The sequence below is a fragment of the Pseudomonas sp. ESBL9 genome (assembly GCF_036668715.1).
Classification (GTDB): Bacteria; Pseudomonadota; Gammaproteobacteria; order Pseudomonadales; family Pseudomonadaceae; genus Aquipseudomonas; species Aquipseudomonas lundensis.
On the sequence record NZ_JAZEVV010000004.1, the window covers coordinates 46,628 to 71,819 of the forward strand.

Here is a 25,192-nt window from a genome sequence, read left to right on the forward strand (position 1 = left end):
GGCGGCGAAGGCTGACAGGGCGCTAAAAGTCGCGCTTGTAGAAGATGTCCAGCGAGCTGGCAAAGCCGCTGGCCACTTCCACGTACACCCGTTTGCTCAACTTGTACCGCAAGGCAATGGTGCTCGCCGGCTCAAACACACCGACGCCATACCGCACACTCAAACGCTCATTGATCTTGCCGCTGGCAACCACCGACGTGCTGTCACCGCTGCCTTCGGTGTCGAGTTCGAAGTCCTTGATGCCCAAGTGATTGGCCAGCCCCGAAGTAATCCCCGAGCTGCCCATCAAGCCAAGGCCCAGCGCAGCCTCCGCCAGCATGTTGTTGTCTTCGCCGGTGCCCGACAGCGGACGCCCCAGAATCAGGTAGGAAAGCGCCTGCTCCTGGCTCATGGCGGGTTCAGAGAAGATCTGCGTGGTCGGCTGTTCTGCGCTGCCGGTCAGGCGAATGCCCGCAATCACGTCATCCGTCTGGCGAATCGCCTCGATGTCGAGATACGGCTGCGCAATCGGCCCGGCGAACAGCAAGCGCGCCCGGCGTATGGTCAGGCGCTGGCCATAGGCACGGTAGCGGCCGTTGTTGAGGCGCAACTCGCCGCGGGTGTCCAGGTTGTTGCCGATGTGCACCTGGCCCACCAGATCGGCGTTCAAACCGAACCCCGAGAACGCCAGCAGCTCTTGCCCGACGATGACGTCGATGTCCATGTCGACCACCATCGGGGCGTCTGCATCGGAGGTTTGCTGGCCAACGATCACCGTGTCATCAGACACCTTGACCGTCGACGGCGGCAGTTCGCGCACGGTGATTTCGCCCTTGGGCACGTTCACTTTGCCCGCGATCAGCAAGGTGTTATCGGGGTTGAGCGAAATTCTCAGGTCCGGGGCCACATCCAGTTTGGCGTAGGGCTCAACCGTCACGGGCAGGTGACTGCCCTTGACTAGCACGTTGACGGCCATGGTGTTGCCCCACGCCACATTCCCGCTGATACTGCCCAGCCCCAACTGGCCGCTGGTCCAGCCGCCGTTGAGCAAAGCCGTTTCGCCCACAATGTTGGCGGTCAGTTGCAGGTTCTCGATAGTGGTCGGCAGTTGCGGCCCGGAAATCTGCCCGCCGGTCAGTGCCACTGTGCCGTTGATGCGCGGCGCCAGTAACCCGCCCGTGAACGTGCCCGTGCCATTCAATTGGCCGGCGAGTGTTTCGACCATGGGCACAAACGGACGAATCACCGACACATCCAGCCCGCTCAAGCGGAAATCGCCAGTCACCGGCTTGCTCTTGGGCAGAGGATTGATGCGCGCATTGAGCATCAGTTGCCCGAGTTTGCCGCCGTTGAAATCAAAGCGGGTGTCGACCCGGCTCGGCGTCAGTTGACTGGTCAAGCGCAACGTCTGGTACGGGAAGTCCAGCCACTGGCCTTTGTCCTTGATGCGCAACGTGCCGCCGCTGGCGTCCACCACCACTTGCCCTTTAGGCCCGCTGGCTGGCAAGTCGAGGGATAAGTCGGCATTGAGCTGACCTTGCCACCGGAAGTCGTCGGGCAGCCACTTGGCCAGGCTGTCGAGCGGGAACTGCTTGAGATGGAAACGCAGTTTGGGGTCCGGCATCAGGCGTTGTTCTTCGCTGCACAGACTGGCAGGCCCCGACATCCAGCACTGAGCCCCCAGGTTGATCCGGCCATCGGCCAGGCGCTCCAGACGCGCCGGTTTTTGCAAGGCCCAGTCCTGACCACCAGCCTTGACGTCCCCGCTGAGCAAACGCCCGCGCCACTGGTCTTTGTCCAGGCCGCCATCGAGTGCCAGGGCGAGTTGCAGCATCGGCCCTTGCAGCGCAAGTTTCAGTTGCTGTCGCTTCAGATCCCCACTGCCGTTGACGGTCAGCACACCCAACTGCGTATCGCCACTCGTGATCCCGCTGCCCTTGAGGTCAATCCGCCCGTGCTGATTACGATCGAGCGCGGCATCGAGGCGCAGGTTTTGCAGGTGGTTGTCGGCGAAAGCCAGTTGCTGGCCATTGAGTACCAACTTGCCTTGCGGCGCCTTGAGGGTGCCGCCGACATCGACCCGGCCCTTGAGCTGACCGCGCAGATCCGGCCACAGCTGGCCCAGACGCGGCAGGTTGAGGTCCAGTTGCGCCTTGAGTTGCTGCTGCACACGGGCCGTGCCATTGATGCGATTGTCCCCCAGGCGAATGTCCAGCGCGCTGAGGTTCCAGTCCTCGCCCGCCCCTTGGGCCTTGGCCTGCAACACGGCGGGCAAGCCGCGCAAACGGCCTTTGAGGTCGAGGTTAGCGTTCAGCTCCAGACGTTCATCCTTGAATGAACCTGTGCTGCGCAGCGGCCCCCCGAGATTGCCCGGCAACTCGGCCACCCAATACGCCGGGTCGATTGCGCTGAGGTCCAGTGCGGTATCCCAGGCCACGCCGTCGGCAAACTGCACCTTGACGTGGCCTTGGGCCTTGCCCTGCCCCGCCACCAGTTCCAGTTGCGGCAGGTAGAGGTTGCTCAGATCACCGCTGAACGGGCTGGCCAGGCTAAACGCCCCGGCCGGGCCATCCAGGTTGGCCTTGAAGTTGCCCAGGTAGTTGCCATCGGTGTAAGACACTTCGCCGTTGAAAGTGCGCAGGTCTACCTCCGGCTTGTCGATAACCGGGTACAAGCGGTGCCAGGGAAACGCCAGCCAGTCGATCTTCGCGTCGGCCTTCACGCCTTCCTGCCAGTCCACTCGCCCGGACAGGTTCAGGTGCTGCTCGGGGCTGACGGTCAAATTCAGTGCCGACACCTGCGCGCCCGTGGCGTCTACCCGCCCCTTGAGCAGCACACGGACGGGGGCTTTTTCGGCGGGCAGGCTGGCGCTACCGTCCAGCACATAGCCGTCCTTGAGGTCGCCCTTGGCCGTCAGCACAAGCTGATTGACTTGCAGGGTGTCCGGCAGCTCGGGGCTGGCCTTGAACGCGTCAGCGGTGATACTGACCTGTGCTGGCAAGTGCTCGGCCAGCGGCTGCAATTGGCCTTTTAGCTGTGCGTTGAGGTAGCCGGTACTGTCAGCGATCAGATTCAGGGAAGTGCGTAAATGGCCGTCGACCTTGAGCGCCAGCGCCCAGGGTGTTTGATCAGGCGAGGGCAGCCGGATAGTGCCTTGCAGGGTCAACGGCCAGTCACCATTGGGCTGCAACAGACCGGACAACTCGACGTTCACGTCCTCGCGATCCACGTGCACCGAATCGATCTGCAACCCTTTGGAGGTCCATTGAGCCGCCATCTGCATGCCCTTGAGCTGCTCGATACCGTTAAACAGCACATTGCCGACTTTGATCACACCCACTTCGATGGCCACCGGCAACGTCAATTCAGGCAGGCTGACCGGCCCGCTGCTGCTGTCTTCACTGGGCGGGAATTGCAGGCTGACACGCTCGGCCTGCAACTGATCGATGCACAGGGTCATGCGTGTCAGGCAGGACGGCGACCAGGCAAAAATCGGTTTATCCACTTCCACACGGCTGGTGCCCTGCTCCCACAGCAGATGGTCAGCGCTCCATTGGCCGCCCAGGCGCCCGGCAAAATTGTCGATCTGCAAACCCGGCACCTGGCCCAACACCCAGCGACTGCCCGCTTGCGTACCCAGCACGATCCCCAGCGCCAATGCCATCAAGACCACCAAGGCCAGCAACACCAGACCCGCTATTTTCAACCCACGAATCACAGTTCTGGCCCCATGGAAAAGTGCAAACGAACGCCGCCGTCATCATCCAGCGCGTGGGCCAGGTCGAGGCGGATCGGACCGACTGGCGAGACCCAGCGGATCCCCACCCCGACCCCGGTTTTCAGGCTTGGAAAATCAAGGTTGTTGAAGGCGTTGCCTTTGTCGACAAAGGTTGCCCAGCGCCACTTATCCGCGAACTGGTATTGATACTCGACGCTACCCGCGACCATGTAGCGGCCGCCGATCCGGTCACCCTCGGAGTTTTTCGGTGACAGGCTCTGGTAGTCATAGCCGCGCACGCTTTGATCACCACCGGCGAAGAAACGCAGCGACGGTGGCACTGATTTGTAGCCGTTGGTGGCGCTGCCGCCGAACTGTATGCGGCCGAGGAAACGGTGTTTTTCCCACAGGGTTGTCAACGCCTTGAATTGCGCGTTGCCGTGCAACAGGTTGGTGTCCGACATCAGCCCTTCCTTGGCCACCTGCGCATCCAGCGACACGCTGTAACCATGGGACGGGTCGATGCGGTTGTCGCTGCGCAACACGGCATAGCTGACGCCCGGCATCAACAGGGTGCTGAGCCCCGAGTCATCGCCCAACCGGTACTCTTCGTGCTGCCAGCGCAACGAGACAATCCGTGTCCAGCCGTTATCCAGCTTGCTGTGCCACTCCGGGCCGACGGTCAGCAATTTGCTCAAGGTGTCGGTGTTGGCGATTTCTTCGTACTGATACCCGGCCGCAAAACGCAGTTTGTCGGTCAGCGGCGGGTCGAGCGGAATGTCGTACCAGGCGCCAACGTTTTGCTTGGGTTGTGAAATTTCAGACTCAAAACCGTAACTGTCCCCACGGGCATTGTCCCAGTGACGCATCCAGCTGGCCTTGCCTCGCGGCCCGGTATCGGTCGAGTAGCCCAGGCCCAATGTCATGGTGCGGGGTTTGCGCGTATGCAGGTCGACGTCCACCGGGATGATCTGCCCGACAGCCGTACTGGGCGCGGCATCGACCCGCACCACTTCAAAATAGCCGCTCGATTGCAGGTTCTGGTTCAGTTCGTTGACCAGTTCCGAATCGTAGGGCGTGTCCGGCTTGAACGGCACCATGCGCTGCAACAGGACATCATCGAACGGCGTGTCACCCGTAAAGCTGACCTTGCCCAGCACGTAACGCGGCCCGCTTTCGTAGACAAGATTGATGTCTGCGTAGCCACCCTTGGGGTCGACCAGCAGCTCGTGGCGGGTGAATTTACCGTCAAAGAAACCGTAGCGCAGCGCCCGGTTCTGGATCATTTGCTTGGCGCTTTCGTAATTGCCCTGGTTAAGCACGGCCCCCGGCTTGAGGTCGTCAGCGGGCGGAATTTGAAACGCCTTGAGCGAAGCCGCCGGGCCTTCGACACGCACGTTGACGTTGCGCAGATGCACCGGCTCGCCGGGATCGATGTTCAACACCAGACGCGGCGGCGTGCCAGGCTGGACTTCACTTTCAATGATGGGGTTGTAGTACCCCAAGGCTTGCGACGCTTTGAGGGCCTGCTCGTGCGCACCGCGTTTGAAGCGCAGCAAAGCCGCCTCGTCGCGGTCGCCGAGGCTGCCTATATAGCCTTCCACATTGGCCTTGAGGGCGTTATTGGCGGGCTTGACCCTGACCACCAGCTCGCTTTGCGCACAGACTGCAAAGCTGCTGAGCAGCAGGACCACACCGCTGGTAAATCTTCCTGGAAACGTCATAGGCGCGGATGCTAACACGGGCAAGGAGCGTCATAGAGCACCCCTGGGAGAAGAAGTTCGTCCTCAACCCGTTGCTGTATGTAACACCTGCGGATTGGCGTGAAAGAAAACGTGCTCACGCACCGGCCCGATGGCGACTTCGCCAATTTCGACGTAACCCTGCTTCTTATAAAACTCCAGGTAACGCGGGTTGCCCGTATCCAGCACCACCCCTTCGGAGTGTTCGTCTTCAGCGCACCAGTTGTGCACGGCTTCGAGCAACTGCTCGCCATAATGCTGGCCCTGAAATTCAGGGTGAATGCCCAGCAGCGGCAGCATGTGCACGGCATCGCCCGGCACGCAGGCCAGCACCGCCTGATGGTACTCAAGGTAACGGCGGGTACAACGCAACCCGGTACTGAGCACCATGCGCAACTGCCAGGCCCAGCTTTCAGTGATGTCCAGACGCCGCATCGGCGGCGCGATCAGGGCCACCCCCACCAGCCGGTCATTGACCAGCAACCCCAGCCCCGGACGGTCCTGCAAAAAATGCTGTTTGACCAGTTCCCGCACCGTCGCCCTGACCCGCTGCTCGTAACCTCGGCGGTCAGCATCGAACAGAAAGCGGAACGTCGGTTCATGCCGATAAGCCTGATACAGCAACGACCGCGCCTCGCGTGAGTACCCCCCATCGAGCAACTGGATCTGGGCGGTGGCATTCGACGTTTGCGTCATGACGTTCAATCTCCGTGGCGGCGCTTGGATGGCGGCGCTTCTAGTGAGTACGAGCCCCCGAGTACCACAACAGTTCCATTGTGGCGCATGCAACCTACGTTAGCAGTGCATTTGCCCTACCGCACGCTGGCCGCTGAGGCGTCAGTCCGCTAGCATCGCTGTTTTTGCTCAGGACTGCCCGCCCATGAAAATTGTGTCATTCAACATCAACGGCCTGCGCGCTCGGCCTCATCAGCTGGCAGCGCTGATCGAAAAACATCAGCCGGACGTGATCGGCCTGCAAGAAACCAAAGTCAGTGACGAACAGTTCCCTTTCGCTGACATTGAAGCGCTGGGGTATCACGTGCAGTTCCATGGCCAGAAAGGCCATTACGGCGTCGCGCTGCTGTCCCGTCAGGCGCCGCTAAGCATTAATAAAGGCTTTGCCACCGATGAAGAGGACGCCCAGCGCCGCTTCATCTGGGGCGAATTCGCTGATGAAAACGGTCAGCCGGTGACCATCATGAACGGGTATTTCCCACAAGGTGAAAGCCGCGATCACCCCACCAAGTTCCCTGCCAAGCAACGTTTCTATAGCGATTTGCAGCAGTTGCTTGAAAGCCAGTTCAGCAACGAACAGCCTTTGGTGGTCATGGGCGACATCAATATCTCGCCCCAGGATTGCGACATCGGTATCGGCGAGGTCAACGCCAAGCGCTGGCTGAAAACCGGCAAATGCAGCTTCTTGCCCGAAGAGCGCGAGTGGATGGAGCGCCTCAAGGGTTGGGGCCTGGTGGACAGCTTCCGCTACCTGCACCCGGACGTCACCGACCGCTTCAGCTGGTTCGACTACCGCAGCCGCGGCTTTGAAGACGAACCCAAGCGCGGCCTGCGCATCGACGTGATTCTGACCTCCCAAGGGTTGGTGCCGCGCATCAAGGACGCAGGCGTCGACTACGACCTGCGCGCCATGGAAAAGCCATCAGACCACGCGCCGATCTGGCTGGAACTGAGCTGACAGCGCGCCTGTGCACCGCTGCCGGGCCACGCCATCGCGCGGAGCACGTCAGCGGCATGGCGCACGATCCGGCTGTCATCGGCCTGCAACGTTTCTGACTTAAATTGCTGGCACTTTTATGGCCCCAGGAAGGTGCCGGATCATGCTGCGTTTAACGTCTTTCATCCTGCTGTGGGCCATGACGGCGTTGGCCTGGGCCGCGCCGGTGGCCGACCTGAGGATTCAGGGTTCCAACACCATTGGCGCCAACCTTGGCCCGGCGCTGGTTGCCGCCATGCTTGCCGGGCAAGGCTTGCGCGACATCCACAGCGTGGCCGCGCCGCCTCCCAACGAACAGACCATCATCGGCACTGACGCCCACGGACGACAGGTGCGGGTGGACGTCGCGGCCCACGGCTCAGGCACCGGATTCGCCGCCCTGAATGCCGGTCAGGCCGATGTGGTGGCGTCTTCACGCCCGATCAAGGACCGCGAGCTGGTGGAGCTCGAACGCCTCGGCGACCTCAAAAGCCCGGACGCCGAACAGGTGATTGCCATTGACGGGCTGGCGATCATCCTCCACCCGCGCAACCCGCTCACAACGTTGAACACCGAGCAACTGGCACAGGTCTTCAGCGGCCAGATCCAGACGTGGGAAGCATTAGGCGGCATCGGTGGGGCGATTCATCTTTATGCCCGGGATGATCAGTCCGGCACCTGGGAAACCTTCAAGGAGTTGGTGCTTAATCGCAGCCCGCGGGGGTTGAGCCCGGACGCCAAGCGTTTCGAGTCCAGCGAGCAATTGTCCGATGCGGTCAGCCGGGACCCGCAAGCCATCGGGTTTATCGGCCTGCCCTATGTACGTCAGGCCAAGGCCGTGGCCATCGTTGACGGTGCCTCCCAACCGATGCTGCCGCTGGAGAGCCTGATCGCCAGCGAAGATTACCCGTTGTCGCGGCGCCTGTTCTTTTACCTGCCGCCCAACGCGAATAATCCTTGGGCCAAAGCCCTGATTACCTTCACCCAAAGCACCCAAGGCCAGGCCATCGTCGCGCGCAACGGCTTTGTGGCCCAAAGCATCGTGGCAGGCCACGTGACGCCCGGGCCGCACATGCCGGCCGATTACCGGACGCTCACGCAACAGGCGCAGCGCTTGTCGGTGAATTTTCGTTTTGAAGAAGGCAGCGCCTCGCTGGACAACAAGGCCCGGCAAGATGTGTTGCGTGTCGTGGACTATTTACGGGCCCACGACAAACTCGGCAAACAGGCGACGCTGGTGGGCTTTGGCGATGTGAAGGACGACCCCGAGCGAGCGCAACTGTTATCAAAATTGCGGGCAATGGCCGTGCGCCGGGAATTGGCGAAAAGCGGTGTCATCCTGCGCGAAATACGCGGTTACGGCGCGCAAATGCCGGTGGCGGCCAACACCGAAGACGAAGGCCGCGTGAAGAATCGCCGGGTTGAGGTGTGGGTGTATTGAGACCGCTACCCGTTGCAGACGCGCAAAGCCGCTTCCCACGGCAACGGGTACACGCTCCGATTCAGCTCGACGGCTTGGCGTACTTGTCCAGTTCACACTTGCCCACAGCGGCGCGGTGCACCTCATCCGGCCCGTCGGCCAGGCGCAAGGTGCGCTGCATGGCGTACATGTAGGCCAGCGGAAAATCCCCCGAAACCCCCGCTCCGCCATGCATCTGGATGGCCCGGTCGATGACCCGCAGGGCCACATTCGGCGCGATCACCTTGATCTGCGCGATCTCGCTTTTCGCCACCTTGTTGCCCACGGTGTCCATCATGTACGCCGCTTTGAGGGTCAGCAGGCGGGCCATGTCGATCTCCATTCGCGACTCGGCAATCGTGTCGAGATTGCCGCCCAGGCGTGCCAGCGGTTTGCCGAAAGCCGTGCGCTCCAACGAGCGCTTGCACATCAATTCCAGCGCCCGCTCGGCCATGCCGATGGACCGCATGCAGTGGTGAATCCGCCCCGGCCCCAGTCGACCCTGAGCGATTTCAAAGCCCCGGCCTTCACCCAGCAACACGTTGTCATAGGGCACGCGGACGTTGTCGAACAGCACTTCAGCGTGGCCGTGGGGCGCATCGTCGTAACCAAACACCGGCAACGGCCGCACGATGTGAACCCCGGGCGTATCCACGGGCACCAGGATCATCGAATGCTGCTGATGGCGCGGGTTCTGCGGGTTGCTCAGCCCCATGAAGATCATGATTTGGCAGCGCGGATCACACGCGCCCGAAGTCCACCACTTGCGTCCGTTGATCACCCACTCATCGCCCTGGCGTTCTGCGCGGGCCTGCATGTTGGTGGCATCCGACGAGGCCACGTCCGGCTCGGTCATGGCGAACGCCGAACGGATGTCCCCGCGCAGCAAAGGGGCCAGCCATTGTGCTTTTTGGGCCTCGCTGGCGTACCGCACCAGCACCTCCATGTTGCCGGTGTCTGGCGCCGAACAGTTGAACGGCTCAGGCCCGAGCATCGAGCGCCCCATGATTTCGGCCAGCGGCGCGTATTCAAGGTTGGTCAGGCCCGCCCCCAGTTCAGACTCGGGCAAAAACAGATTCCACAACCCTTCGGCTTTGGCCTTGAGTTTGAGGGTTTCCATAATGGCCGTGGGTTGCCAGCGATCGCCTTGCGCCACCTGTTGATCAAAAATCGCTTCGGCCGGGTACACATGGGCGTCCATAAAAGCCGTGACCCGCTCGCGCAGCGCCTGAACGTTGGGGGAATAAGCGAAATCCATGGGTGGCTACCTTCTACCGGGAATGTGGGAACGTGTGACCGATGCTAGTTGAGCGCCCCATCATTTACCTTGTCTATTTACCGCGTGTATCACCATTCATAAGCAATATATGATTCACCACCAACCTCCCCTTCGATAACACGAGTGGCGTGCCATGAACCTGAACAAGGTCGATCTCAATTTGTTTGTGGTGTTCGATGCGATCTACACCGAAGCCAACCTGACCCGCGCCGGGCAAATCATCGGCATCACTCAGCCTGCGGTGTCCAATGCGCTGGCCCGGCTGCGCGAAAGTTTCAACGACCCGCTGTTTGTGCGCACCGCCCAAGGCATGGTGCCGACGCCCATGGCGCAAAACATCATCAACCCGGTGCGCAGTGCCCTGGCTTTGTTGCGGGTCTCGGTACAAGAGAGCCGCACCTTCAACCCCTTGCAGGCCAACAAGACCTTTCGCATCAGCATGACCGACCTGACAGAAGCCGTGGTCTTGCCCCCGCTGTTTCAGCGTCTACGCAAGCAGGCTCCTTCTGTGGTGGTGGAAAGCTTGTTGTCCCATCGACGTGAGACCACCAGCGATCTGGCTGCGGGACGTCTGGACTTCGCCATAGATGCGCCACTGAACACCGACCCGCAAGTTCGCCACGTCAAGCTGATGGAAGACCGCTACGTGTGCGCGATGCGCCCCGCCCATCCGCTGGCGGGTCAGCCGTCGATTTCGCTCGATGAGTATTTGGGGCTGACGCACATCCACATTTCGACGCGGCGTAACGGGCTGGGCCAGGTCGACCTGGCCCTGGGCAAAATGGGTTTGCAACGCAAAATCACCCTGCGTTCGCAGCATTACCTGATGGCCTCCAACGTGTTGCAACACACCGACATGGTGATGACCGTGCCCGAGCGGTTTGCCCGGCGTCATGCGCTGCACTTTGTGGCGCTGCCGCTCAACGAGCTGCCCAACGTGGAAACCCATCTGTATTGGCACGAAAGCACCGAGCAAGACCCGGCCAACCGCTGGATGCGCGAACTGTTGATCGAACTGTGCGAACAACAAGTGGCCCATGAAACCAGGCAGCGGTCGCAGCCCCTGCTTGACGTAAACGTCAACCAGCCATTAGCTTAACCCCACGAACCTTCCAGAGCCCGCCCATGAGCAGCCAGACGTACAGTATTTCCGACCTTGCCCGCGAGCTGGACATCACCACCCGTGCGATCCGTTTTTATGAAGAACAAGGGTTGCTGGCCCCTGAACGCCGAGGCCAGGAGCGGGTGTATTCAGGCCGGGACAAGGTCAGCCTGAAGCTGATCCTGCGTGGCAAGCGCATCGGCTTTTCTCTGGCCGAGTGCCGCGAGCTGATCGAGTTGTACGACCCCACCAGCGGCAATCAGAAGCAACTGACCAGCATGCTGGCCAAAATCGCAGAACGCCGTCAGCAACTGGAGCAACAACTGCTCGACATTCAGCAGATGCAACTGGAGCTGGACACCGCCGAAGAGCGTTGCACCCAAGCGCTGGAACACACCATCAAAAACCAGACGGCCTGAACCCACCCTCCCGTGGCCGCTCACACAGGCAGGCCCCACACTCAAACCGGTGACCCCATGACATTACCCACCCACGTGCGCCTGATCGAAGTCGGCCCCCGCGACGGCCTGCAAAACGAAGCCCGGCCGATCAGCGTGGCTGACAAGGTGCAACTGGTTGACGCCTTGACCGATGCCGGACTCGGGTACATCGAAGCGGGCAGTTTCGTTTCACCCAAATGGGTGCCGCAAATGGCGGGTTCGGCCGAGGTTTTCGCCCGCATCCAGCGTAAACCGGGCGTGGTGTACGGTGCGCTGGCGCCCAATCTGCGCGGGTTTGAAGACGCGGTGGCCGCCGGTGTCAAGGAAGTCGCGGTGTTTGCAGCCGCGTCTGAAGCCTTCTCGCAACGCAATATCAACTGTTCGATCAGCGAAAGCCTGGCGCGGTTCGTGCCGCTGATTGAAGCCGCCCGGCAGCACGGCATTACCGTGCGCGGTTATGTGTCCTGCGTGCTTGGTTGCCCATATGAAGGCGATGTAGCGCCGCAGCAGGTGGCGGCCGTGGCCAGCGAGCTGTATGCCATGGGCTGTTATGAAGTGTCGCTGGGCGACACCATCGGCACCGGCACTCCCAGCGCCACCCGCACGCTGATTGAAGCTGTGAGTGCGGCCGTGCCCAGAGAGAAACTGGCCGGGCATTTCCATGACACCTACGGTCAGGCGCTGGTGAATATTTACGCCAGCTTGCAAGAAGGCCTCGCCGTGTTCGACAGCTCCATTGCGGGGCTGGGTGGCTGCCCTTATGCCAAGGGCGCCAGCGGCAATGTCGCCACCGAAGATGTGCTGTACATGCTCAATGGCATGGGCATCGAAACCGGTGTCGACATGGACAAATTGTTGCTCGCCGGTGAACACATCAGTCGGGTATTGGGCCGGGTCACCGGTTCGCGTGTTGCCCGCGCCCGACAGGGCTGAAAAGTGTGCCGCAGTGTTACCGCACGGTAACCCACACGAGTAACAAGGAAACAAACCGGCCCGTTGCAAGGCCGGTTTTTTAAGACCTAAAAAAACAAACCATTGATTTATAAGGGTTTTTAAAAGTTGGCACGGGTTCTGCTATCTCTATGGCATAACAAGAATAAAAACTGCAGCAACATAATAAAAACAATACGAAACGACTCTGACATAACAAAAACAACACGGCAGAGACGCAGCTAACAGATTTTTTTGGAGAAGGTTTACTTTTCCGGGGAGCCAAAAGCCACCTCGCAACCGGGCAGAGAACAATAAAACTACCTTCAGGTAGCACCCGTTCAGGTTGGATCGCAGGTTTCAAACCCTGTGATGAAAGTGGATCAGCGCTCAAAAAAATACGTTTGCTCTTGATCCCGTATGGGGATCGCCAAAAACAGCAGTAAAGGGCCACGGTCACAAAAACAACAACAGACCGCCCCTCAATAATAAAAAGAGCAGGCAACAACACATTAAAGGGGAGCTCAGGCTCCCCTTTGTGTTGCTCAGGATTTGCCCCGCCCTGCCTGACCAAGCTCCTGAATGCTGACTTCGCGCATTTTGAATTTCTGGATTTTGCCGGTCACGGTCATCGGGAACGTGTCGACGAACTTGAAATAGCGCGGGGTTTTGAAGTGCGCAATGCGGGCCTTGCACCAAGTCTGCAACTCCAGCTCGTTGGCAGTGTGGCCGGGGTGAAACTTGATCCAGGCGACAATTTCCTCACCGTACTTCTCGTCCGGAATGCCCACGATCTGCACGTCCGCCACGGCCGGGTGGGTGAAGAAAAACTCTTCCAGCTCACGCGGGTAAATGTTTTCGCCGCCACGAATAATCATGTCTTTGTTGCGCCCCACGATGCGCACATACCCCTGCTCGTCCATTTGCGCCAGATCGCCGGTGTGCATCCAGCCTTCGCTGTCGATAGCCTCCAGCGTGGCGTGCGGGTTATTCCAGTAGCCCAGCATCACGCTGTAGCCGCGCGTGCACAGCTCACCGATCTCACCTCGCGCTACGATCTGCCCTTCAGCGTCGATCAGCTTGTTCTCCAGGTGCGGCTGAGTGCGCCCGACCGTGGTCACACGTAATTCCAGCTCGTCCGCAGGGCCCGTCTGAATGGACACGGGGCTGGTTTCGGTCATGCCATAAGCAATTTGTACCTCGCTCATGTGCATCTCGCTGATGACACGGCGCATCACTTCAATCGGGCACGTGGCGCCCGCCATAATCCCGGTGCGCAAGCTCGACAGGTCAAACCCGGCCCGCTGCGGGTGATCGAGCATGGCAATAAACATGGTGGGCACCCCGTAGAGCCCGGTGGCGCGTTCTTGTGCGATGGCTTGCAGGGTCAGGCCGGGGTCGAAAGCTTCACAGGGGTAAATCATCGTGGTGCCGTGGGTGACGCACCCCAGGTTGCCCATGACCATGCCAAAGCAGTGGTACAACGGCACCGGAATCACCAGACGATCATTGGCCGTCAGCCCCAGGCTTTCGCCCACCATGAACCCGTTGTTGAGGATGTTGCGATGGCTCAGGGTCGCGCCCTTGGGAAAGCCTGTGGTGCCTGAGGTGTACTGGATATTCACCGGGTGCTCGGGCATCACGGCCGCCTTGCGCGCCTGCAATTGCTCAACCTCGACCCCTGCCCCCAGCGTGGCCAGTTGCGCCCAGGGCAAAAAGCCGGGCGCCGGCGCCGCCGCGAGGCTGATCACACCACGCAAATCCGGCAGGTGCGCACTGCACAGGTGGCCAGGCGAGTGGGCACTCAATTGCGGGACCAATTGCTCAACCATCGCGTGGTAGTCCGATGTTTTGAACGCCCCGGCGCAAACCAGCCACTGACAAGCCGACTGCTTGAGCACGTAGTCCAGTTCAGAAAGCCGGTACGCCGGGTTGATGTTGACCAGAATCACGCCAATCTGGGCACTGGCAAATTGGCAGATCAACCATTCAAGGCAATTGGGCGCCCAGATGCCCAGCCGGTCGCCGGCTTGCAGCCCCAGCGCCATGAAGCCACGGGCATGCAGGTCGACAGCACGGCTCAATTGCGACCAGCTCAGGCGCTGGTGTTGATGGCGCACAATCAGCGCCTCGTTCTCGGGGTAACGCGCGGCCGTACGCTCAAACGCCTGGCCGATGGTCAATGTCAGCAGGGCCTTGTCCTGCGCACCCTGGCTGTAACTGGGGGCTGATTGCGACGTCATGACAACTCCTCTTGTGATTATTGTTGGGAGTATGGGAAAGCGCTCACAAGCGCCCTCTCAATCAGAAGAATAGCAATCACTCTGGCTTAAGTTGACGTTAACGTAAAGGTCATTGACAGGCCCAGGTGCCAAGTTTACGTTTACGTAAAGCTTCCCCCTGGCGACGCAGTAACCGCCTCATACAAGAACAATGAACAAGGTGCCCCATGAGCTACCCGACTTTGAACTTCGCCCTGGGCGAAACCATCGACATGCTGCGCGAACAGGTCCAGTCATTCGTCGCCGCTGAACTGGCGCCCCGTGCAGCGCAAATCGACAAGGACAACCTGTTCCCGGCAGACATGTGGCGCAAGTTTGGCGACATGGGCTTGCTGGGCATCACCGTTCCGGAAGCCTACGGCGGCACCGGTCTCAGCTACCTGGCCCATGTGGTGGCCATGGAAGAAATCAGCCGTGGTTCGGCGTCGGTTGCGCTGTCCTACGGTGCGCATTCGAACCTGTGCGTGAACCAGATCAACCGCAACGGCAGCGATGCTCAAAAACGTCACTACCTGCCCAAACTGATCAGCGGCGAACACATCGGCGCGCTCGCCATGAGCGAACCCAACGCCGGCTCTGACGTGGTGTCCATGAAATTGCGCGCTGACAAGCGCGGCGACCATTTCGTGCTCAACGGCAGCAAAACCTGGATCACCAACGGCCCCGACGCCGACACTTATGTGATCTACGCCAAGACCGACATCGAAAAAAAGGCCCATGGCATCAGCGCCTTTATTGTCGAGCGCGACTGGAAAGGCTTCAGCCGCAGCAAGCATTTCGACAAGCTGGGCATGCGCGGCTCCAACACCGGCGAGCTGTTTTTCGACAACGTTGAAGTGCCTGAAGAAAACCTGCTGGGCCCCCTCAACGCCGGGGTCAAGGTGCTGATGAGCGGCCTCGATTACGAGCGCGTCGTACTGTCGGGCGGTCCGACCGGAATCATGCAAGCCTGCATGGACCTGGTGGTGCCCTACATCCATGACCGCAAACAGTTCGGCCAAAGCATCGGCGAGTTTCAGCTGATTCAGGGCAAAGTGGCCGATATGTACACCCAGCTCAATGCCAGCCGTGCCTACCTGTATGCGGTCGCGGCCGCCTGTGAACGGGGCGAAACCACCCGCAAGGACGCCGCCGGGGTGATCCTCTACAGCGCCGAACGCGCCACGCAAATGGCCCTCGACGCCATCCAGATCCTCGGCGGTAATGGCTACATCAATGAATTCCCGGCCGGACGTCTGCTGCGCGACGCGAAACTGTACGAAATCGGTGCGGGCACCAGCGAGATACGCCGGATGCTGATTGGCCGCGAACTCTTTAACGAAACCCGCTAAGGAGTGGCCCATGTCTATCTTGCACAGCACCGTCAACCCGCGCTCCCCCGAGTTCGCCGCCAATCGCGACGCCATGCTCAAACAGGTGGACGCCCTGCACAGCGTGCTCGCCCATGTGCAACAGGGCGGCGGCGCCCGCGCCCAGGAGCGCCACACCGCCCGGGGCAAGCTGCTGCCGCGTGAACGCATCGACCGGCTGCTGGACATTGGCTCGCCCTTCCTTGAACTGAGTCAGCTGGCGGCTTACGAGGTGTACGGCGAGGACGTCCCGGCTGCCGGCATCATTGCCGGCATCGGACGGGTTGAAGGCGTGGAATGCATGATTGTGGCCAACGACGCCACGGTCAAAGGCGGCTCGTACTACCCGCTGACGGTCAAAAAGCACTTGCGGGCGCAGACCATTGCCGAGCAAAACCGGCTGCCTTGCATTTACCTGGTGGATTCGGGCGGCGCCAACTTGCCGCGTCAGGACGAAGTCTTCCCGGACCGCGAGCACTTTGGGCGCATCTTCTTCAATCAGGCCAACATGAGCGCCGCCGGGATTCCTCAAATCGCCGTGGTCATGGGCTCGTGCACGGCGGGCGGCGCATATGTGCCCGCGATGGCGGACGAAGCGATCATGGTGCGCCAACAAGCCACCATTTTTCTCGCCGGGCCGCCGCTGGTCAAAGCCGCGACCGGAGAGGTGGTCAGCGCCGAAGACCTGGGCGGTGCCGATGTGCACTGCAAGATCTCCGGGGTGGCCGACCATTACGCCGAGAACGACGCGCATGCGCTGGCGCTGGCGCGGCGCAGTGTTGCCAACCTCAACTGGCGAAAGCTGGGGCAATTGACCCGGCGCACACCGTTGGCGCCGCTGTATGCCAGCGACGAGCTGTACGGCATCGTCCCGGCCGAGGCCAAGCAGCCGTTTGATGTGCGAGAGGTGATCGCCCGGCTGGTGGACGGCTCGGTGTTCGATGAGTTCAAAGCGCTGTTCGGCACCACGCTTGTGTGCGGTTTTGCCCATTTGCACGGGTATCCGGTGGCGATTCTGGCCAACAACGGCATTTTGTTTGCCGAGGCGGCACAAAAAGGCGCGCATTTCATTGAGCTGGCCTGTCAGCGCGCCATTCCGCTGGTGTTCCTGCAAAACATCACCGGTTTTATGGTGGGCCAGAAATACGAAGCCGGCGGCATTGCCAAGCATGGTGCCAAGCTGGTGACCGCCGTGGCGTGCGCCAACGTGCCGAAATTCACGGTGATCATCGGTGGCAGTTTTGGCGCGGGCAACTACGGGATGTGCGGGCGTGCCTATGACCCGCGCTTTTTGTGGATGTGGCCCAACGCCCGCATTGGCGTGATGGGGGCGGAACAGGCGGCGGGCGTGTTGGTGCAGGTCAAGCGTGAACAGGCGCAACGTACCGGCGAGGCCTTTACCCCTCAGGACGAAGCCGACATCAAGCAGCCGATCCTCGACCAGTACGAACATCAGGGCCACCCCTACTACTCCAGCGCCCGGCTGTGGGATGACGGCGTGATCGACCCGGCGCAAACCCGTGACGTGCTGGCGTTGGGCTTGTCCGCTGCCTTGAGCGCGCCGATCGACACCACGCGCTTTGGCGTGTTCCGCATGTAAACCCGTACCGGGGCGGGCATGGGCGGGCGCAACACCTACCCGCCGCGCCATTGCCGGCCCCCCTGCGCACTCATCTACACGTACAGCCATCCAAGGACTGACGGACATGATCGATTTCAACACCCTTGAACTTCAGACCGACCCCCGGGGTTTCGCCACCCTGTGGTTGAGTCGCGAAGAAAAAAACAATGCTTTCAATGCCGAGATGATCCGCGAACTGATCCTCGCGCTGGACGCTGTGCAAAGCGACGCCAGCCTGCGGTTTCTGGTCCTGCGCGGGCGCGGCAAGCACTTTAGCGCTGGCGCCGACCTGGCCTGGATGCAGCAATCGGCTGAACTGGATTACAACACCAACCTCGACGACGCCCGGCACTTGGCCGAGCTGATGTACAACCTGGCCAAGCTGAAAATGCCGACGCTGGCCGTGGTGCAAGGCGCGGCCTACGGCGGCGCGCTGGGCCTGATCAGCGCCTGCGACATGGCCATCGGCACGGACGACGCGCAGTTCTGCCTCTCTGAAGTACGCATCGGCATCGCGCCTGCGGTCATCAGCCCATTTGTGGTGCAAGCGATTGGCGAACGCGCCGCGCGCCGCTACGCGCTGACCGCCGAACGTTTCAGTGGCGAACGGGCGCGTGAGCTGGGGCTGTTGTCCGAAAGCTACCCGGCCGCCGAACTCGATCAGCAGGTCGCACGCTGGATCGACACGTTACTGCTCAACAGCCCCTTCGCCATGCGCGCCTGCAAAGACCTGCTGCGCGAAGTCAGCCATGGCGCACCGACGCCAGCCATTCGCCGCTACTGTGAAAACGCTATTGCGCGCATTCGCGTCAGCCCCGAAGGCCAGGAAGGCCTGCGCGCATTTCTGCAAAAGCGCGCGCCCAGTTGGCAGATCGACTCAACGCAACAGGAGCCGCGCCCATGAACGCCCCGACCCTTACCACCGTGTTGGTGGCCAACCGTGGTGAAATTGCCTGCCGGGTGATGCGCACTGCCAAGGCCCTGGGCCTGACCAGCGTCGCCGTGCACAGCGACACTGACCGCGACGCACGCCACTGCCGAGAAGCCGACCAGTGCGTGAATCTGGGGGGCAGCAAGGCGGCCGACAGCTACCTGCAAATCGACAAGATCATTGCCGCGGCCAAGGCCAGCGGCGCGCAGGCGATCCACCCCGGCTATGGCTTTTTGTCTGAAAACGCCGGGTTTGCCAGGGCGATTGAACAGGCAGGCCTGATCTTCCTCGGCCCGCCCGCCTCGGCCATTGATGCCATGGGCAGTAAATCCGCCGCCAAGGCCTTGATGGAAGTGGCCGGGGTGCCTCTGGTGCCGGGTTATCACGGCGAGGCGCAAGATCTGCAAACCTTTCGCGCCGCAGCTGAGAACATCGGCTACCCGGTCTTGCTTAAAGCCACCGCCGGGGGTGGCGGCAAGGGCATGAAAGTGGTGGACGACGAAAGCCAACTGGCCGAAGCACTGGCTTCGGCTCAGCGTGAAGCGCTGTCGTCGTTTGGCGATGCACGCATGCTGGTCGAAAAATACGTGCTCAAGCCCAGGCATGTGGAGATTCAGGTGTTTGCCGATCAGCACGGCCATTGCCTGTACCTCAACGAACGGGACTGCTCCATTCAGCGCCGTCACCAAAAAGTGGTTGAAGAAGCCCCTGCGCCGGGGCTCAGCCCCGAGCTGCGGCGCGCCATGGGCGAATCGGCCGTGCGGGCGGCCCAGGCCATTGGTTACGTGGGCGCCGGTACGGTGGAATTTTTGCTGGATGCGCGGGGGGATTTCTTCTTTATGGAGATGAACACCCGGCTGCAGGTGGAGCACCCGGTGACGGAAGCCATCACCGGGCTTGATCTGGTGGCCTGGCAGATCCGCGTTGCGCGCGGCGAAGCGTTGCCCATCACCCAGGCGGACGTACCACTGCGCGGGCATGCCATCGAAGTGCGCCTGTACGCCGAAGACCCGAGCCATGATTTCTTGCCCCAGACCGGCCGTCTGGCGGTGTACCGTGAGTCGGCCGAGGGTGCAGGACGCCGGGTCGACAGCGGGGTCAGCGAAGGCGACGAGGTGTCGCCGTTTTATGACCCGATGCTGGGCAAGCTGATCGCGTGGGGCGAAGACCGCGAGCAGGCGCGTTTGCGCTTGCTGGCCATGCTCGATGAATTCGCTATCGGCGGCCTGAAAACCAACCTGAGTTTCTTGCGCCGAATCATCGCTCACCCTGCGTTTGCCGCGGCCGAGCTGGACACGGGGTTTATCCCGCGCCATGAGGCGCAATTACTGCCAAAGGCGCAACCTTTGCCTGACGCGTTTTGGTCAGTGGCAGCCCCCGCATTCGTGCAGACCCTGCCACTTGATCGTCGCGACGACGAGGCCACTTCACCGTGGTCGCAGCGCAACGGATGGCGCATCGGTTTGCCCGCGCAAACCCTGTTGGCCCTGAGCTGTAAGGATGAACACAAGGTCATTGCCCTGACCGGGCAGCAGCCCACGGTGCAGGATCAGCATCTGGTGATCGAACAACACGGCGTGCGCACCCGGCATCTGGCTCTGCGGCGCGGCGACACGCTGTATATGCAGTGGGACGGCGAGCTGCAGGCCGTGAGCGCTTGTGATCCGTTGGCCGCGGCCGGTGCCCGGCAGGCACACGAAGGCGGACTGAGTGCGCCCATGAACGGCAGCATCGTGCGCGTCATGGTGGCGGTCGGGCAGAACGTGGCGGCCGGGGCGCAACTGGTCGTGCTTGAGGCCATGAAGATGGAACACAGCCTGCGTGCGCCACGCGACGGGGTGGTCAAAGCCGTATTCGGCCAGGAAGGTGACATGGTGGGAGAAGGCGCGGTACTGGTCGAACTCGAATAAAGCAACGGGCATGAAAAAGGCGGCTACCGGTTTCGGTAGCCGCCTTTTTAGTGGATGTCTGGAAACTGCGCGTCAGAACTTGGTCGTCGCCTGCACCACGACGCCAAGAACGCGGCAGCCTTCATCAAACAGAACTTTGGGATAGGTCGGGTTGAGCGGCTTGAGATAACGCTGGCCACTGTCCTCGATCAACTGACGGAACATGGCGCTTTCGGCGCCCGGTGTGCGCACGACCACCATTTTGCCGGGCTCGACCTCAATATCGGGGTCCACCAGGATCAACATGCCCTGGGGAATGCTGAGGCCCATGGGCGCCGTCATCGCATCACCGGTCACTTGCAGCCAGAAAGCATCGCCCTTGGCGTAGTGATCACTCATTTCAAAGCCTGTGGCCGCGGGATAGCCGTCGGGCGTGGCCTCGTTGATCTCGCCCACCTTCTCCCAATCCCGCACGGGGTATCGGAAGGCTGAGGTAATGACGTACGTGTTTTCTTCAGGGTTGAGGTCGTCGTTGCTGGCCTTGCGTTCACGCACCACCAACGCCACCTCAAGGTGCCCAAGCCCGAGGGCATGCAGCACTTTGTTCATGGTTTCGAGGTCGGGTTGACGACGTTTATTAAGCCAATGACCAACGCCGCCCTGGGAAGCCCCCACGCGTTCGGCGAGTTTTTCTTGCGTGAGTTTGAGCTCGCGCAATTTCGTTCTGACTAAAGCGATCCATTTATCCATTTGCCGAACAATACGGATTGCCCGTCACGCAACAATACACATATTGTATTATTTATTTTGTTAATCATAAATACCTTACGTACTAATCTGACGTCTGCTGATTCGATTAACCTCACAAACGCAGGCAGATCATGACTCCAATAACAAAAATCCCTCTCAAGATTGAGGCCGATGCCGAGCTTGAAGCCCTCAAAGACAGCGCCGCAACCCAACGCGCGCTCGACTATTATTTGAAACCATCTGTAACTCAGCGCTGCAACGAGCAAAAAGTGTTCAACGTCAGCGACGATGTCGGCTACGAAGAAGCCTTGTTGCACGCGTCGGAGTTAATGCGTTTTGCATTGACTTACGCTCATGGAGGCGCGGCGAGTGTGCAAGGCCCTCATCTGGACCTCATCAGGGGCATGGCGCACTTCGTTGAAATGGCCAAAGACCTGGTCGACAAGACCATCGACAAGCAAAAAGCACCTGCACGCTGAGGTGGGTCGTCGCTCCAAGGCAATGAAGCTGCATACGAGGGCATAACGTCACACCGCGGGCGATGGCTGCTCCCTTGCGCAGCCTCGCCCCCGGCTGCAACCCCATTGGCTGCCTGCGGTGTTGCGTTACATCAGGCGTTGAGGCGTTCGTGGGCAAGGCTGTCGGCAATCAGCGTGGTGTTACGATCTTCAGCCTTTGCTCGCTCAAAAATCTGACGCAATGTTTCGCCAATGCCTTCAACGTGCTGACGCACTTGCTCAGGCGTCCCGCCGTTGTACTCGTAGGACACGTCGATAATGCCCCCGGCATTGATCGCGTAATCGGGTGCATGCAGGCAGCCCCGACGCCACAACACGTCGCCGTGCTCGGGACGGGCCAGTTGATTGTTGGCTGCGCCGGCAATCACCGGGGCACGCAGCAATTGCAGGGTTTCGTCGTTGATGACCGCCCCCATGGCGCAGGGTGAGAACACATCCACGTCCAGGCCGTAGATGTCCTGCCCACTGACCGCATGGGCGCCCAACTCGTCCACGGCGCGGCGAACGTTGGCTTCCTGAATATCATGCACCCATAACTGGGCACCGACCGCGCTGAGCTGTTGGGCCAGGTTGAAGCCGACTTGCCCCAGGCCTTGAATGGCCACGCGCAGCCCGCTCAGGTCGGATCGCCCCAGACGCTGGCGAACGGCCTCGCAGAGGCCGATGTACACCCCCAGCGCCGTGGCAGGCGACGGATCGCCGCTGCGGGTGCCGCCACCCAACTGTTCACGTGTACCGGCCCCCACGACGTGGCGGGTGCGTTGGCCCATTTGCGCCATCTCTGTCACCCCGGTGCCCGAGTCAGCGGCGGTGATGTAGCGACCGCCCAGGCTTTCGACAAAGTCGCCCATGGCCTGGAACAACGCCTCGGTTTTGTCCTTGCGCGGATCGCCAATGATCACGGCCTTGCCACCGCCCAAGGGCAAACCGGCCAGGGCCGATTTGTAGGTCATGCCCCGTGACAGGCGCAACACATCATTGACCGCCTGTTGCTCATCGGCGTATGGCCACATCCGGCAACCGCCCAATGCAGGGCCCAGACGCGTGTTGTGCACCGCGATTATGGCGTTGAGGCCGCTGGCCTTGTCGTGGCAGAACATGACCTGTTCGTGTTGATCAAACTCGGGATGAGCAAATATCGGCATTTCAGTTCTCTCTTGTTGTTAGCGCACAGGGACGTCAGACCAAAAGGTCAGTTTTCGACCCGTTCAGGGGCTGCGAAGTCCGCCTTAAGAGCGTGAAGGGTTACAAGAGGATTTTTCTTTCTAATTCTTAGGAAATGCAGTGCTACGCTGCATGAATCATTCAACAAAAATAAGAAATCTGATCAATTCATGCCGATTAAATTAAGCCCCATCGACCGTAAGATTTTGCGCCTGCTGCAACATGACGCCGACCTGTCCGCCGCCGAGGTGGCCGAGCGCGTGGAATTATCCCAATCCCCCTGTTGGAGACGGATTCATCGCTTGCAGGAAGAAGGCTTGATAGAGCGCAAAGTTGCCCTGCTCAGCCCGAAGAAACTGGGACTCAACGTCGTGGTATTCGTCAATGTGCGGTTATCGGGGCACGGACGTCGTCACCTGACCGAATTCGAAGAAGCCATCACTCATTACCCGGAAGTCATCGAGTGCTACACCATGGCGGGTGATATGGATTACCTGCTAAAAGTGGTCACGCACGACATCGACAGTTACGAGCGTTTTTTACGCGACCATCTTTTGCAGAAGCCACACGTGCAGGAAGCTCACTCCAACATCGCCATGAGCGAAGTCAAACGCACCACTGAGTTGTTGCTGGATTAGCGAGATAGAGCCTTGGGGCGGGGGAAGGGGAATAAATTTCCGAGAAGCACAGAAAAAACGCTTGCTTTGCAAATGATAATGATTACTATTGCATGCAGCTGGTCGCGAGATCAGCCGATCATTCAAGGGACCTTAGGTCGGTGCTTTGAATAATCTCCTCATCAGGCTAATCACGGTTATTTGACCCGGCTTATGGCCGGGTCTTTTTTTTGTGGCCAGTTATCTGGCTCAGCTTGCTTCAGGCTAATGAAGTCGGGTGTGCGACCGGTTTTTTTCGGTGGCCGCTACGATGCCGGCGATGATAGCAAAAGAACATCGACCGAAGAAAGCCTGAAGTCTAGGACTATAGGCGTAATGGCAATTTAGCACTTGAGAATCACTCGCAAAAACACTAGAATTGCGACGCGTCACGGATGACGCCCCCCTGACGTTTTTCTCCCCCATTCTCTCTGTAAATGCCTGCATTTTCGTATTGGCCCCACGCCATGGCGAGGTACAGTAACGCCCACAATTCTCAGACTCAGGGATCTGGACGATGACTGTGGCGCCCTCTTCACTTCACATCAGCAGTGACTTCGACAGCGGCAATATTCAAGTGCTGGATGCCAGCGATCCGTTGGACGTGAAACTGGCGATCAAACCCGACACCAAAAGCCCGCACTTTCAGTGGTTTCATTTCAAGGCCAGCGGCCTCACGCCCGGGCAGCCCCACCACTTTCATCTGACCAACGCCAGCCAGTCTTCCTACAACAAAGCGTGGGACGGCTACTGTGCGGTGGCGTCTTACGATCAGGAACATTGGTTCCGCGTGCCTACAGACTTTGATGGGGCTTCGCTCAACTTCAGTCTTGAACCTCAACACAGCAGCGTCTGGTTTGCCTACTTCGAACCCTACAGCCGCGCACGTCACGAGGTATTGATCAGCGACGCGCAGCAATGGTCCGGTTGCCAAGTGCTGGCGGTGGGCAAAAGTGCCGAAGGGCGTGACATTCAGTTGTTGCGCAAAGGAAATGGCGCCCCCCGCAAACACAAAATCTGGATCATTGCGCAGCAGCACCCCGGCGAACACATGGCCGAGTGGTTCATGGAGGGCATTTTCAAGCGCCTGGAACAAGGCAGCGACCCGCAACTGCGCAAGTTGCTTGATTACGCCGAGCTGTACCTGATCCCCAACATGAACCCCGACGGCGCCTTTCACGGGCATCTGCGCACCAATGCCAACGGCCAGGACTTGAACCGCGCCTGGCAAAACACCAGCCCTGAGGTCAGCCCTGAGGTGTTCTTCGCACTGGAACAGATGCGCACCTACGGCGTCGACCTGTTTCTGGACATTCACGGCGACGAAGAAATCCCCTACGTCTTCACCGCAGGCTGCGAGGGCAACCCGGGCTATAACGAGCGGATTGCCACGCTCGAAGAACGTTTTCGTTCGCACCTGAGCCAGCAGACGAAAGACTTCCAGACAACCCACGGTTACACCCGCGACGAACCCGGCCAGGCCAATATGACCCTGGCCTGCAACAGCGTGGGCCAACGCTTCGACTGCTTGTCCCTGACGCTGGAAATGCCGTTCAAGGACAACAACGACGCACCCGACCCGGTCACCGGCTGGGACGGTAAACGCTCGATGCAACTGGGCCATACAGTGCTGACCACCCTTTCGGATATGGTCAACACGCTGCGTTAACCC

19 protein-coding genes are annotated in these 25,192 nt (G+C 60.4%); 12 read left to right on the forward strand and 7 right to left on the reverse strand.

From position 1 onward, the window contains the following. Positions 1–22 precede the first annotated feature (22 nt). The 3 genes from V6F78_RS12515 to V6F78_RS12525 form a co-directional block, all read right to left on the reverse strand. A complete protein-coding gene (locus V6F78_RS12515; protein WP_332727394.1) occupies positions 23–3,697 on the reverse strand; it encodes a translocation/assembly module TamB domain-containing protein in 3,675 nt (1,224 codons plus the stop codon). After that, on the reverse strand, positions 3,694–5,421 hold the full coding sequence (locus V6F78_RS12520) for an autotransporter assembly complex protein TamA (protein WP_047294147.1): 1,728 nt from the start codon (positions 5,419–5,421) through the stop codon (positions 3,694–3,696). The genes V6F78_RS12515 and V6F78_RS12520 overlap by 4 nt, the downstream gene beginning before the upstream one ends. Before the next feature lie 63 nt (positions 5,422–5,484). Next, positions 5,485–6,135: a GNAT family N-acetyltransferase gene (locus V6F78_RS12525; RefSeq protein ID WP_047276532.1), complete on the reverse strand. Its 651-nt coding sequence runs from the start codon at positions 6,133–6,135 to the stop codon at positions 5,485–5,487. A gap of 184 nt (positions 6,136–6,319) precedes the next feature. On the opposite strand from V6F78_RS12525, the gene xthA reads away from it, so the two are divergent. Further along, positions 6,320–7,132 carry an exodeoxyribonuclease III gene (gene xthA / locus V6F78_RS12530; protein WP_047294148.1) on the forward strand — a complete coding sequence of 271 codons (813 nt, stop codon included), beginning with the start codon at positions 6,320–6,322 and terminating at the stop codon, positions 7,130–7,132. Between the two features lie 142 nt (positions 7,133–7,274). Continuing rightward, positions 7,275–8,591, forward strand: a complete 1,317-nt coding sequence (locus V6F78_RS12535; protein WP_047277918.1) for a substrate-binding domain-containing protein — start codon at positions 7,275–7,277, stop codon at positions 8,589–8,591. A 61-nt stretch (positions 8,592–8,652) separates the two neighbouring features. Here V6F78_RS12535 and V6F78_RS12540 read toward each other — a convergent pair whose 3' ends face one another. Then, on the reverse strand, positions 8,653–9,867 hold the full coding sequence (locus V6F78_RS12540) for an acyl-CoA dehydrogenase (RefSeq protein ID WP_047294149.1): 1,215 nt from the start codon (positions 9,865–9,867) through the stop codon (positions 8,653–8,655). Positions 9,868–10,021: 154 nt separating this feature from the next. Between V6F78_RS12540 and V6F78_RS12545 the strand changes: the two genes are divergently transcribed. The 3 genes from V6F78_RS12545 to V6F78_RS12555 are packed head-to-tail and all read left to right on the forward strand — an operon-like array spanning position 10,022 to position 12,363. Further along, complete coding sequence (locus V6F78_RS12545; protein ID WP_094990330.1) at positions 10,022–10,987, forward strand: LysR family transcriptional regulator; 966 nt, start codon at positions 10,022–10,024, stop codon at positions 10,985–10,987. Positions 10,988–11,013: 26 nt separating this feature from the next. After that, a complete protein-coding gene (locus V6F78_RS12550; protein WP_047276537.1) occupies positions 11,014–11,409 on the forward strand; it encodes a MerR family transcriptional regulator in 396 nt (131 codons plus the stop codon). Positions 11,410–11,466: 57 nt separating this feature from the next. After that, complete coding sequence (locus tag V6F78_RS12555) at positions 11,467–12,363, forward strand: hydroxymethylglutaryl-CoA lyase (protein ID WP_047294153.1); 897 nt, start codon at positions 11,467–11,469, stop codon at positions 12,361–12,363. Positions 12,364–12,905: 542 nt separating this feature from the next. On the opposite strand, the gene V6F78_RS12560 is transcribed toward V6F78_RS12555, so the two are convergent. Further along, on the reverse strand, positions 12,906–14,603 hold the full coding sequence (locus tag V6F78_RS12560; RefSeq protein ID WP_094990329.1) for an AMP-binding protein: 1,698 nt from the start codon (positions 14,601–14,603) through the stop codon (positions 12,906–12,908). A 206-nt stretch (positions 14,604–14,809) separates the two neighbouring features. Between V6F78_RS12560 and V6F78_RS12565 the strand changes: the two genes are divergently transcribed. From V6F78_RS12565 to V6F78_RS12580, 4 genes are all read left to right on the forward strand, one after another. Further along, a complete protein-coding gene (locus tag V6F78_RS12565) occupies positions 14,810–15,973 on the forward strand; it encodes an isovaleryl-CoA dehydrogenase (RefSeq protein ID WP_047277923.1) in 1,164 nt (387 codons plus the stop codon). A 10-nt stretch (positions 15,974–15,983) separates the two neighbouring features. Further along, entirely contained in the window at positions 15,984–17,591 is a 1,608-nt protein-coding gene (locus V6F78_RS12570; protein ID WP_169839853.1) for a carboxyl transferase domain-containing protein, read from the forward strand. Between the two features lie 106 nt (positions 17,592–17,697). Then, entirely contained in the window at positions 17,698–18,516 is an 819-nt protein-coding gene (locus V6F78_RS12575) for a gamma-carboxygeranoyl-CoA hydratase (RefSeq protein WP_047276545.1), read from the forward strand. Beyond that, positions 18,513–20,453, forward strand: coding sequence for an acetyl/propionyl/methylcrotonyl-CoA carboxylase subunit alpha (locus V6F78_RS12580; protein WP_094990328.1), 1,941 nt, complete (start codon positions 18,513–18,515; stop codon positions 20,451–20,453). Before V6F78_RS12575 ends, V6F78_RS12580 begins: the two co-directional genes overlap by 4 nt. 72 nt (positions 20,454–20,525) lie before the next feature. On the opposite strand, the gene V6F78_RS12585 is transcribed toward V6F78_RS12580, so the two are convergent. Further along, the gene (locus tag V6F78_RS12585) at positions 20,526–21,182 is read right to left on the reverse strand and encodes a LexA family protein (protein WP_169839854.1); all 657 of its coding nucleotides are present in this window, start codon (positions 21,180–21,182) and stop codon (positions 20,526–20,528) included. Between the two features lie 131 nt (positions 21,183–21,313). Here V6F78_RS12585 and V6F78_RS12590 point away from each other — a divergent pair, with 131 nt between their 5' ends. Further along, positions 21,314–21,661 carry a DUF6124 family protein gene (locus V6F78_RS12590; protein ID WP_047276550.1) on the forward strand — a complete coding sequence of 116 codons (348 nt, stop codon included), beginning with the start codon at positions 21,314–21,316 and terminating at the stop codon, positions 21,659–21,661. 131 nt (positions 21,662–21,792) lie between these two features. Here V6F78_RS12590 and V6F78_RS12595 read toward each other — a convergent pair whose 3' ends face one another. After that, complete coding sequence (locus V6F78_RS12595) at positions 21,793–22,845, reverse strand: Glu/Leu/Phe/Val dehydrogenase dimerization domain-containing protein (protein WP_047294164.1); 1,053 nt, start codon at positions 22,843–22,845, stop codon at positions 21,793–21,795. A gap of 189 nt (positions 22,846–23,034) precedes the next feature. Between V6F78_RS12595 and V6F78_RS12600 the strand changes: the two genes are divergently transcribed. Beyond that, on the forward strand, positions 23,035–23,502 hold the full coding sequence (locus V6F78_RS12600) for an Lrp/AsnC family transcriptional regulator (RefSeq protein WP_047276552.1): 468 nt from the start codon (positions 23,035–23,037) through the stop codon (positions 23,500–23,502). Between the two features lie 535 nt (positions 23,503–24,037). Then, positions 24,038–25,189, forward strand: coding sequence for a M14 family metallopeptidase (locus tag V6F78_RS12605; protein ID WP_332727401.1), 1,152 nt, complete (start codon positions 24,038–24,040; stop codon positions 25,187–25,189). Positions 25,190–25,192: the final 3 nt, after the last annotated feature.